12 protein-coding genes are annotated in these 11483 nt (G+C 36.6%); 7 read left to right on the top strand and 5 right to left on the bottom strand.

Features of this window, described 5'->3' with window-relative positions; genetic code table 11:
* Nucleotides 1-121: 121 nt before the first annotated feature.
* Together AVJ20_RS17225 and repM are read right to left on the bottom strand one after the other, a co-directional pair.
* Nucleotides 122-652 (bottom strand): plasmid replication DNA-binding protein, encoded by a 531-nt coding sequence (locus tag AVJ20_RS17225; protein ID WP_111886069.1) that lies wholly within the window; start codon nt 650-652, stop codon nt 122-124.
* 78 nt (nt 653-730) lie between these two features.
* Nucleotides 731-1660 (bottom strand): replication initiation protein RepM, encoded by a 930-nt coding sequence (gene repM, locus AVJ20_RS17220; protein WP_111886068.1) that lies wholly within the window; start codon nt 1658-1660, stop codon nt 731-733.
* 2021 nt (nt 1661-3681) lie between these two features.
* Between repM and AVJ20_RS17205 the strand changes: the two genes are divergently transcribed.
* Together AVJ20_RS17205 and AVJ20_RS17200 are read left to right on the top strand one after the other, a co-directional pair.
* On the top strand, nt 3682-4614 hold the full coding sequence (locus AVJ20_RS17205) for a hypothetical protein (RefSeq protein ID WP_111886066.1): 933 nt from the start codon (nt 3682-3684) through the stop codon (nt 4612-4614).
* A 9-nt stretch (nt 4615-4623) separates the two neighbouring features.
* On the top strand, nt 4624-4830 hold the full coding sequence (locus AVJ20_RS17200; RefSeq protein WP_111886065.1) for a hypothetical protein: 207 nt from the start codon (nt 4624-4626) through the stop codon (nt 4828-4830).
* A 212-nt stretch (nt 4831-5042) separates the two neighbouring features.
* On the opposite strand, the gene AVJ20_RS17195 is transcribed toward AVJ20_RS17200, so the two are convergent.
* Nucleotides 5043-5744: a VIT1/CCC1 transporter family protein gene (locus AVJ20_RS17195; RefSeq protein ID WP_002058850.1), complete on the bottom strand. Its 702-nt coding sequence runs from the start codon at nt 5742-5744 to the stop codon at nt 5043-5045.
* Nucleotides 5745-6090: 346 nt separating this feature from the next.
* On the opposite strand from AVJ20_RS17195, the gene AVJ20_RS17190 reads away from it, so the two are divergent.
* Nucleotides 6091-6708, top strand: a complete 618-nt coding sequence (locus AVJ20_RS17190; protein WP_002054947.1) for a cytochrome b/b6 domain-containing protein — start codon at nt 6091-6093, stop codon at nt 6706-6708.
* 100 nt (nt 6709-6808) lie between these two features.
* On the opposite strand, the gene nadS is transcribed toward AVJ20_RS17190, so the two are convergent.
* On the bottom strand, nt 6809-7081 hold the full coding sequence (gene nadS / locus AVJ20_RS17185; RefSeq protein ID WP_000369781.1) for a NadS family protein: 273 nt from the start codon (nt 7079-7081) through the stop codon (nt 6809-6811).
* A complete protein-coding gene (locus AVJ20_RS17180; protein WP_058971762.1) occupies nt 7074-7394 on the bottom strand; it encodes a type II toxin-antitoxin system RelE/ParE family toxin in 321 nt (106 codons plus the stop codon). The genes nadS and AVJ20_RS17180 overlap by 8 nt, the downstream gene beginning before the upstream one ends.
* Before the next feature lie 166 nt (nt 7395-7560).
* On the opposite strand from AVJ20_RS17180, the gene AVJ20_RS17175 reads away from it, so the two are divergent.
* From AVJ20_RS17175 to leuA, 4 genes are all read left to right on the top strand, one after another.
* Entirely contained in the window at nt 7561-7821 is a 261-nt protein-coding gene (locus tag AVJ20_RS17175; protein ID WP_068976015.1) for a hypothetical protein, read from the top strand.
* Nucleotides 7822-7959: 138 nt separating this feature from the next.
* Nucleotides 7960-8274, top strand: a complete 315-nt coding sequence (locus tag AVJ20_RS17170; protein WP_058971764.1) for a hypothetical protein — start codon at nt 7960-7962, stop codon at nt 8272-8274.
* Nucleotides 8275-8827: 553 nt separating this feature from the next.
* Nucleotides 8828-9592 (top strand): AraC family transcriptional regulator, encoded by a 765-nt coding sequence (locus tag AVJ20_RS17165; RefSeq protein WP_111886064.1) that lies wholly within the window; start codon nt 8828-8830, stop codon nt 9590-9592.
* A 96-nt stretch (nt 9593-9688) separates the two neighbouring features.
* On the top strand, nt 9689-11386 hold the full coding sequence (gene leuA / locus AVJ20_RS17160) for a 2-isopropylmalate synthase (protein ID WP_111886063.1): 1698 nt from the start codon (nt 9689-9691) through the stop codon (nt 11384-11386).
* Nucleotides 11387-11483 lie beyond the last annotated feature (97 nt).

Here is an 11483-nt window from a genome sequence, read left to right as displayed (position 1 = left end):
TATAGTTCCCTAGTTTTGCCCGAACATCCCTGTACGGGCTTTTTTTTGTGATCTTTCACGTAATATGGCTATTCTTTAATCAAATCCTTACAACTTTGATTAGCTCAGTTGAATAGTACCCTTAGCCATTCGGCAAGAAAAACCGGCTTAACCACCCTCTTTTCGGCTGCTCCGGTTCAACCGGCTCCGGCACCGGAATACGCTTATTTTCTGTCTGCTCCGGAGTAGCCAATCCGTCATGTTTAGCTTCTGCTGTGTCCAGTTCGGGATCTGTTTTGGCCATGCTGTGTTGCACTGGTTCTTGATCGGTAAACGTAGTCATATTAGGTTTTGGGGCTTCTAATAGACGTTGCATCGTTTCAATTTGGTTTTGATAGAAAGATTCCCGATCTTTGGCATCATCAAGCTGATTTTTTAGCATGTCTATTTGTTGTCTAAGCAGTAAAACTTCTGCCGAATTTGGACTGTCTATTTTTACAGGTTCTTTTACATCCTGTTTTTTAACTGGTTCCCCAAAAACGCGTATGGCTTCTGCTAGATCAATCTTATTATCAGAATTTTTACTTAAAATTCCTTTCTTTATGTTGTTGTAAATTGTTTGTCTATTGATGTTGTACAGCTTGGAAAGTTCAAGAACTGTAAGGGTTTTCATGCTGTAAACCTATGCCTAAACTTGTCAAAATTGATTGTCTATTAGACTGTCTAATAGACAAATGATCAAGTCTATAATTTAGGCAGCTTTAAACCCGACTTTTTGAAGGTAAGGATGTAACTCTTCAAATTTAGTGGGGTCTTGAAGCATGTCAGCGATACGTAAAGCAAATTGCTGATAGCTCTCAGTACCTTCTGAATATCGTCCCATCTCTGGTAGTCCGGAAAGTTTATTAGCAAAAAAATGGCGTTGTTTATCGGTCATTTTTGAGAAGGCATCTAAAGTATTAGAATCTCTCTTGCTCTCGATATGCTCATGAGTTAATTTCTTTTGTTTAAAACTGAATGAAAAACCTGAAATTGAGCGTCCTTTTTTATGCTGTTCGTACTTCAGATTGATATCTGAAAACTCATTAATTTGGTCTATAGCAATATCAAGTACACGTCTCTTAAATGCTTCCATTCTGGTGTATTCGTTTACACCAATACCCAATTGGCTACGGAATTTATTTAATTCAAAAAGAGGGGTCTTCCCTATAGATTTCCACTGCATTAATAATTCGTACAGACGAACTGCATAGACGCTTTTAAATTCAGATGTTTTTCGTAGATGATAGCTTGTGAAATATTGTTCAAACCCATCTATTTTAGTGACATGTTCGATAACTACACGCGTTAATGTAACGAGAATTCGACCTTCACCTTTTCTATAGTTTGCATCTTGAATCCAACGACTTTTCGTTAGACTTCCATCTTCATTTGTAATTGTGAATTGTCGCTTAAATAGTGAGTCTTCTGCTTCAATTAAAGCTAAATAAGCAGCATCTGGAGAAACATTAAAAGCTTTCGCATATCTAATGGCACTTAGTTCTAATGGTTCATCAGTTGATAAACCTTGTCCTGTTTCTCGAGCATCTACAATAGCAAGCTGTAAAAGACGAGTTTCACTTAAGGTTAGAGTCTGTAAGGCTTGAACAAGTTTATTTGATTTTACGACTAAGTCTGTCATGTTGTTCTATATAGCAACGGTTTTATTATGTTGCTATAACAACATAATAAAAATCTGTTGTCAAATACCGAGGAAACGTTGCTATATAACCGAGGAAACGTTGCTATATAACCGAGGAAACGTTGCTATATAACCGAGGAAACGTTGCTATATAACCGAGGAAACCCTTTTGTATAACCGCTTTCAGCTTATCTAAAAACATTTAAAAACATTAAAAATAATTAAAAGCCCAAGGAATGAAAAATTGCCCTATGTTTTCGCTACGCTCAAACTCTATTGAATCTCGCTTTCGCTCGATTCGAGGGGCAATTTTTTGGCCTATATTTTCGTGAATTTGAAAAAAAGCAAAAGCAAGAATGAATTCGCTTCGCTCATAAAGCTTTTTTGCTCGCTTCGCTCGGTCTAGACATCAATTTTCTGCAAGTAATTTACTGTTTTTAAGATTTTGATATTAAAAAATTGTTTTTCAGAGAGTCTAGGCGCGATTTTTTGTATGTTCGCTTGTAGACACTCGCTCTGTAATAACGATTAGACGCAAAAAATAGGGGGTATTCGCGATTTTTCACTGATTACCAATAAAAACCTATATTGAATAGAAAAACGTGCTTAAAACGCAAATGAGAGCGAAATAGGAGAACAGTTTATAGTCATGCTCAGGACTTTGGCTCTATTTTACGAGTGAGTGAACTCGAATAGCTTTGGCTATTAATCTTTGATGTTTTAACGTGCATCACCATTACCGCGCCAACGCCTAATTTTTTCTCAGTAGCCAAACTTTAAAAAAATTAAATTTGCTGTTTTTCAGTGTTCTACATTACAGAAGCCAATCTGTTAGGGAAGCCAATCCCAAGCAAAACACTGTTTTAGATATTTCACATCAACCACCATCGGCTCAGACTTTCGTTCATCTAAACTTTTGTTTTACCAAAAGAAGCGCTTACGTTTTTATTCGCTCGAACTGATATATCAAGTTAAATAACAACCTGAATCTACTAATCTGATCTCCAACACTCATAAAGATTCTCACGAACCACAACCTTGCATGTTGCCTGCACTTCATTTCAAAGATGCCATGCTCAAAACGGTCTTGAGTGCGTCCCAAGTTATCCAACCTTGTCTTAACGTGTAGATCGCTTATCTGCTGAATTTGCTCTGTGTTCCATGTTCCGCCCCCCGTAGTTCCAAGAAATTAGGGGCATTAATACAGTTTACAAATCGTCAAAGCAGGTAAAGCACTTTCACTACCAAATGCGAGTTTGACCGTTTAAAACGGCTGACACGCAATTACAGGCTTGAGCTATCCATTGATCTCAGCTTTGCAGCTTGGAATGTCATCACGACAAATTCACCAAACTACAGTCTGAGTACCGATTGCGCCATCTTTCGACTTGCAATCCTGTTACGTCACCGTAACCGCAAAAGCCCACCTGTTGGTCATACGTCTGTCATCGCTAACAGCTCGTAGGGTTTATTAACGAGTTTATCCATCCTTGAAAACTCTCAACCTCTCAAAATTGGCAGGGTTTACTTAGTCGCCTAAGTTCCCGTGTCCTTGTCGCCCAACTACAGTTCCCCGACCTAAAAGAAGATCGAATGGAATGAGTAGAAAAGGGGAATCACACCCCTCAGCCCTCGTTGCGGCCGCGCCAGCTAGATTTCTCACGCACGCAGCTACACCGATGTAATTCATCAAAATGGCAGTAATGATGAATCGGCAGATGCTGATTCTCGAAAGGTTGGCTAAACCCTTGAGAATCAGACAAAAATATCTAAAAAACAAAGGTTTGGCAGACCTAATAAAAACAGCAATATCTAGATCCAAATTATCAGATTGCAGGGATTGGGTCAAATCGCTAGGAACTACTAAATTGTTAAATCCCAATAAGGAATTTATGATCAATTTTTTAAAAAATTTAATGTATTAAATTCTGTGATTTAAAATTAAATCACTTTAAATCTCTATTGTTAAATTCCAAAAAAAAGGCTACTTTGATTGAAATAATTCCTTTTGGGGTGCTGTTATGATCTATTTTTCAATTCTTTCTAAACTTGCGATGCAAAAGTTGCAAGATGCGATTGTCCGGTCGAATTGCGTCCTTTTTGCTGAAGTGAATATGAAGTTTTATAATAACGAAGAGTTTATAAAATTTGTTGAGAAATGGACTGAGCGTTATCAATTGACACTATCTCCAAAAGAGCGATTTAAGCAAAAGAAAAAAGGGCATCCTACATTTGACTTAATTATCAAGCCGAACATTGTTCGTGATGATGTTTTCACTGAAGATTTAATTAAAATTGCTAAAACTGAACCTGAAAACTTTGCCCGTTCAGACTTTGATTTTTTAAATTATTCCGAAAATTATTTGGCAATGAAATTTTATCTTTTTTGCAATATTGATAGTCTTCAAATTTATGATGGTCTTATACCGATTGACCAAGTGAATAGCACGCTGAAACAGCATATTGATGGTGTTGAAAAATTCTCTTATATCTTTGATGCTCCGATTCAATTTGGCAACTATGAACTTGTGCGATTAACGCAAAAGCGTTCAATCAAAGATGATTTAGAGGGGCGGGAGAAAAATGCGTTTGATTGGACTTGGCGAATTGGATCTGAATCTTATAGCAAGGTGCAGAAGCAAGGTGAGGTGCTGATTAATCGTTGGAATCAGTGCATTGATAAAAGTGAAGAAGAAAAACAGGCTTATTTTGAGAAACATTTGAAAATTTTAGAAAATTATTACGGTTTTAGAGGGGTACGTAAACAGGTCGGAACCTTATGGGCGAAGGAACGGAAGGTATTTAAGGCCAAATATGGTGAAAAATATTTGCCCTATTATCGTCCTTTAAAATTGAATTATGTTCAGCGTCTTAAATCAGGACTTGAAGCCAATGCAGCGCCATTAGACATGATTCTGCATATGAAAAAAGCGGTTCAAGATGCTGTGAAATAGGAGGTTTAGATGGACATTACGACTCAGAAAATGATTGAAAAATTTGGAAAAATTCCAAATTTATTTAAATCTAAGTTTCTATTCTTCTTTTTAGGCTTTTGGTTGATGACAACGGCTTTTTATTATGCCGGTGTTGTTCCTAGTGATGACTATTCAGTGATCTCAAAAGCTCTGCTGTTACTTGCTTTAATCTCTTGTTTTTTAGGGAAAAGGTAAGCTATTAGACTGGTCATTTCGTATAAGGTGTATTATGTTAATTTTAAAAATCTTTGAAGCAGATGATTGAGTATCTTAGTTTTGACCTCTAATCAGGTTAGATCATATGTAATATAAGTATCTAAAAGTTAGGAGAACTCATGAATAATAACTACTCAAAACCTATAATAATTTATTGGATTAAAATATTGTGATCAGATACACAAAGTATATTAGGTCACAGCAACATTAAATAGTGATCCGATCCAAGCACTGAATAACATTGCGACAATTCCCCAAATCATAACCCGAACAGAACCTCTCCAGATACTTACACCGCCAGCATAACTCGCCAATGCTCCCATAATTCCGAGAGTTAAAACTCCAATCAGCATGACACCTTTATCTAAATATTGTTCAGGCAGAAGCATCATTGAAATTAAAGGAAATAATGAACCTACAGAAAATGCGAGGGCTGAAGAAGATGCCGCTAGAAATGGCTTGGCAGAGGTATGAACTGAAATGCCAATTTCATCACGAGCATGTGCATCTAAAGAATTATGCATAGTTAGTTGTTTAGCGACATCTTCAGCTAAAGTTGGTTCTAAACCACGTTGTATATAAATATTTTTTAGTTCCTGCAGTTCATGTTCAGGATGGAGTTTTAACTCACGTGCCTCCATTTTCAGATCATTTTTTTCAATATCTTGTTGTGATTTAACGGAAATATATTCACCTGCAGCCATTGAAGCCGCCCCAGAAATTAATCCCGCAACACATGTTACTAATAATGTTTGAGAAGAAGCACCACTGGCTGCTATTCCGACTACTAGGCTTGTTACAGAAATAATCCCATCATTAGCCCCTAGTACAGCCGCACGTAGCCACCCTGACCGTTCAATATAATGTTTTTCGATATGATAAGAATGGCGCACAATATAGTCCCTTGCTGTTATCAGAATGATTATAGTAAATATTTTATCTGTAAACCTTAATTGAGCTAGACAATAGAGAATATAAGTCACTACTGATGCATATCCATTACATTTAAAATAACCTTGTTTAATAATGGGTGTTATACGTATTAAAAAAACCGACTCCAATGTTCAGGCTTCGTATAATCCGTATTAAGCTAATTGTAGACAAAATTAATATTCACATGATCTTCCAATTTTAAAATTGCGCTCTAATGAGCGCCATTTTTTTTGACTGTATTCTTTAATATTCACCTCAGCTTGAGCCGCTATTCTGCAACTAAAATACAGTCAACAAAGGTTTTTTATGGCTCAGAACACAGCAACATCTTCTACAGATTTACTGATTCGATTTCTGCATATCGTCATTATTTTGAGCTTTACTGGGGCTTATCTCACGGGGGATGCAGAAGAATGGCATCAAGTGCATATGGCGTTTGGCTATACACTTGGTATTAGCCTGATATTAAGAATTTTATGGCAGTTTCTTGCTTCTCGATTTGCTCATACTCAGCCTTCAGGGGCGAGCCGTCGATTTAATGTGATCAAGCCATTTGTGCAGCGCTATTGGGCGCAACCGCAGCAATGGCTTTCCCCAGCATTTTTAAAAGCAGCCAGTTCCAGCCTGTTTCAGCTGAGCATACTGGGTGCTTTTTGCCTGATGCCCTTAACTGTACTGGCAGGCTTTTTAACAGACTATACGCATAGCCACAGTTTAAAAGAAGTGCATGAACTATTCGCAAATCTGTTTTTAGCTACTGTATTACTACACTTGACAGCACTGACACTGAATAGTGTTCTACTTAAAAAATGGCTAGCAAAGCGTATGTTTTGGGGGACACAATCACATTCATGGTTCACCCTGTTTGCTTCAGTCCTTTCACTAGGCGTGTTGGTCGCTTTCTGGTTTTGGTATTTTAGCTAAGCTTTTATGAGAGCAACACAGATGAAGCTCTATTTAACATAATACACGTTATACGAATCTAAAAATGGGAGCCTTAAGCTCCCATTTTTTAAGTAATTTTTTAAATAAGACTTGGATGAGCATCTAAAATTCGAATCAATGTAGCTGCTGGTCCAGTTGGATAGCGTCGTCCCTGTTCCCAATTTTGCAGGGTACGAGGACTAATATGCAGACGTGCAGCAAACTCATTTTGGCTCAAGCCTGTTTTTTCACGTACTTCTTTAATATCTGGTAGTTCGAGTTCTGTAACTCGACTTGCTTTAACTTCTTTACGTTTGATAGCTCCAGCTTCTTTGATTGAAGCAACCAAGTCATCAAATAAGTTGTTATCCATGAAATTGCTCCTTCACGAGTTGGCGCAGAATGGCTGTTTCCTTATCTGTTAAATTATCTTTCACTGATTTTGGATAAGCCACTAAGAAAAATATCTGATCATCCTCGGTGACCCAATAATAAATCACCCGAATGCCACCACTTTTTCCTTTGTTACCTTGAGCACAACGTACTTTGCGAATACCACCGCCATTCTTGATTAGATCACCTCTATCAGGCTGTACCAAAAGATCTTCCTGAAGTTGACGATATTCCTCATCAGATACAAGGTCTTTAATTTGCTTGGTAAAGATGCTGGTTTCAATAAATAACATGGACTCTTTGTACGTCAATGGCGTACTTGTATTTTAGCAGTTTCCATAACAAAAAACGAGAGTTGTCCGCTCTCATTCCGAATAATGCCCATCATGCTAAATAAAAGGATATTCAGAAAAATATAGATGTAAAATTATGGCCAAGAAAAGTTATTTGAGTTGTTATATGAGCGTTACTGTTACTCAGCAAAAAGATATTGATAAGGTTTTGAAGAAATACCCTGATTGCTGTTCAATCTGTAAAGATCATTTTGATGATGAAGATTTGACATATACAGTTTTTGGATATGACAAAAATCAACGTATGCAAATCGTTTCAGGTTGTTGTATTGATGAGATATCAGACGTAGTGCTTCTAGGCTTATGTGGTTGTTATGACCCAAATGACATACAGAATTTAATGAAAGAGCATCCTCTAGTAGGTTAATTCTTTAAGGTGAGCTTGAAGACTTTCTAAAATTAACATAATGGGCGTTATTCGGTTATTTATTGCTGATCTAAAATTTGTAAAAGAGAGTCTGGCTTAATTTAGACAGCTCTTTACTATATTTATTGAAGGTTTTTTATGAAGCACTTAGGATTTGTAGGAAAAAGTACTGAATATTTAGGGTATACCCATGTTGAAATTATCAATAGCTCATTACGCTTATCTTTCAATATTCCATCAACAAAAGATCTAGAAGAAACCTTTAAAAAGATGGTCGAAAATAACTATGATTTACTCATGGAAACATCAGCAGAAATCGAGTTCGAATTAGAAAGTGAAACGCTAGCAAAGATAGAAACCATCATAAAAGAAAAAGGGATTGAACTTGATGAGTTTGTTCAAAATGCGCTGATTAAACTTATCAACCAAAATGAATTGGCTAAGACTGATTAGATCTTAAATGCAGGCAATAAAAAAGCCCGACAAGATGTCGGGCTTTTTCGTATGGGTTCGCTTGGTATAACTCCTGTCGTACCTTACTGTCCTTGTGCGTATCTGTATTTTTATTATTGTGCGGAACTTCCTGTTCCTGATGAATCCATCATAGGAAATTGTAGCCAGATCGTATAGGCGCAAAGGGCCGGAATTGGTGTGAGCCAAAGCGTACAAAATTGGTGAATTTTTATCCCAAGAGTTGTCCGCAGAAATTGGGGATAGTTTCGGGATGGGGCGCATTGATAAGCCAGAGAAAAATGACAATTTGATTAAATATTGATCAATTTTATTGGCAGAATATATCAAAACTGCGCATAAAAAAGCCGACTTGTTTCCAAGTCGGCTTTTCGGGTTTGCGTCCCCGATTTCTTATAGCATAACTTTTTGAAATATAACACTATTTAAAATGGCATTTCGTATAATGCCCATTATGTTAAATGGGAATTACTTTTAATGATTTATTCTTTATCAATCATATAAAATAGTTCTTCAAGCTTAAGAGATATTCATAGTGCATTATTCTCATGGTCAGCTTAATTATCCCGTTTATGCTTATGCACAGTCGTATACTGATGGGTATGTAGAAGGCACTCATCAACATGACAGAATCCAGTTACTACATACTCTTTCTGGAGTCATTCATGTTCGAACATCAGAAGGAATATGGGTCATCCCTCCATCTAAAGGTATTTGGATACCTGAAAACAAAAGACATTCAATCAAGATATTTGGTAATGTTGAGGCTCGAGGAATATTTGTTGATCCCTTTGCCCGTGCTGATTTCAATACGCAATGTAGTGTTGTTGGTATTCCAAAACTTCTTTCAGAACTTATTAATCAGGCTGTACAGATAAAAGAAGAAATTTTACCTCACACTAGAAACGAACGGCTTCTGGAACTCATATTAGATGAGTTACGCTTTTTAGAAGAAATTCCATTTCGGTTGCCGGAAGCAAAGTCAGAGATACTCAAAGAAATTTGTGAAAACATCAAAGCAGATCTCTCCGCAACCAACCACTTAGAGATGGTTGCCGAACAGCATGCTTTAAACTCTAAAACACTTTCAAGGCTTTTCCAGAAAGAACTCAATATGAATTTTAGTGTATGGCTGAAGCAAGCAAAATTACTGCAAGCCTTAACTGATTTGGAAATGAGAAAGCCGATATTAAATATTGCTTTAGATTTAGGATATGAAAGTCCTAGTGCTTTTTCCTACATGTTTAAAAGACAAATGGGAATGACACCCACTGAATATATAAAGAGAAAATCGATATAAATAATGTCTTTTTCTCAATAGTATTTGTCTTTGAATCGAAAGAAAGACAAGAAATAATGATTCATGATGATGTGATTAAAGTCATAGGAGCACATCATGTTAACTCATCCTCAAAACAAATATCGTCCATTCGATTTTTTTGATTTTACTGATAGAACATGGCCAAGTAAAAAAATTACTCACCCTCCTGTTTGGTGTTCTACTGATTTAAGAGACGGTAATCAGGCATTGGCCAATCCTATGGATCACGATAGGAAACTTAAATTTTTCCAAATGCTTGTTGAATGTGGATTCAAACAAATTGAGGTTGCGTTCCCTGCGGCATCGGAAACTGATTTTAATTTTGTTCGTTACCTAATCGAACATGATCAGATTCCAAATGATGTTTGTATCCAGGTTATGACTCAAGCCCGACCAGACCTAATTGAAAGAACCTTTGAGTCCCTGATGGGAGCAAAGCAAGCGATTGTTCATGTTTACAATGCCACGGCAGAAGTATTCCGCAGAATTGTCTTTCAAAAGTCTAAACAGGAAGTTATTGAACTAGCTGTTGCTTCAACAAAACAGGTGAAATCTCTATGTGAGCAATATCCAGAAACCAAATGGACTTATGAATATTCTCCGGAGACTTTTTGCTTTACCGAAATTGAGTTTGCGTTAGAAATTTGTGAAGCCGTAGCTGAAGTTTGGGCTCCAAGTCCTAATAATCCAATGATTATTAATTTGCCCACTACCGTTGAAGTAAGTACACCAAACATTTTTGCTGATCAGATTGAATATTTTTGTAAAAATTTCACTAAACGAGAACAGGTTTGTATCAGTGTGCACCCCCATAATGATAGGGGGACAGGCGTTGCAACTGCTGAATTAGCATTGCTTGCAGGTGCAGACCGTGTTGAGGGCTGTTTATTTGGTAATGGTGAACGTACAGGAAACGTTGATCTTGTGAATATTGCTTTGAATATGTACACACAAGGCATTTATCCTGAACTTGATTTTTCTGACATCAAGAAAGTGGCAGAGATCGTGAAAGAATGTAATGAACTTCCGATTCACCCACGGCATCCTTATGTAGGCGAATTAGTATTTACAGCTTTTTCAGGTAGTCATCAGGATGCAATTAAAAAAGGTTTTAAAGCAAGAAATACTCAAGATCATTCATTTTGGGAAGTTCCATATCTGCCTATAGATCCAGCTGATTTAGGATGCAGTTATGAGGCTGTAATTCGTGTAAATAGTCAATCTGGTAAAAGTGGTGCCGCTTGGATATTGCAGCAAAATCATGGCATAGATTTACCCCTAAACTTACAAAAAGATTTTAGCCAAATCGTGCAAAAGGTGACAGATAACAATAAAAAAGAGTTATCTCATGCTGAAATTTGGACAGTATTTAGAAAAGAATATGGAATCAGCTCTAATGAAAGTAATTTTAAACTTGCACATTATCAATCAAGTAAAAAAGATGATGTTTATGAAGTTAAAATATCTATTGAGTTAAAAGGTGAGATTATCAATCTTGTAGGCTGTGGAAATGGGTTGTTATCTGCATCAGTCAATGCTTTAAATATGAAATGGCCTTTTAAAATGACTATCGCTGAATATTCAGAACATACTTTGGGTAAGCATAGTGGTAGCCGGTCTATTAGTTATATGCGTTGTATAGACTATAAAGGAAATACATTTTGGGGAATTGCAATTGATACTGATATTGCAACCGGATCGATTCAAGCTCTATTGAATGCGTTTTCTAAGTCTTACAAATTTAATTATTTAGAAGGTCTAAAATTAACATAATACACGTTATGCGAAATTAGAAAAATGAGTTTATTGCACTGATATTTATCTGTTTTTTAAATTTTAGACCTGGGTTGGTGCCCAGGTTTTTTTATTG

The organism is Acinetobacter sp. CFCC 11171 (assembly GCF_003268405.1).
In the GTDB taxonomy this organism is placed as follows: Bacteria; Pseudomonadota; Gammaproteobacteria; order Pseudomonadales; family Moraxellaceae; genus Acinetobacter; species Acinetobacter amyesii.
This window is presented reverse-complemented; position numbering and strand designations above follow the sequence as displayed.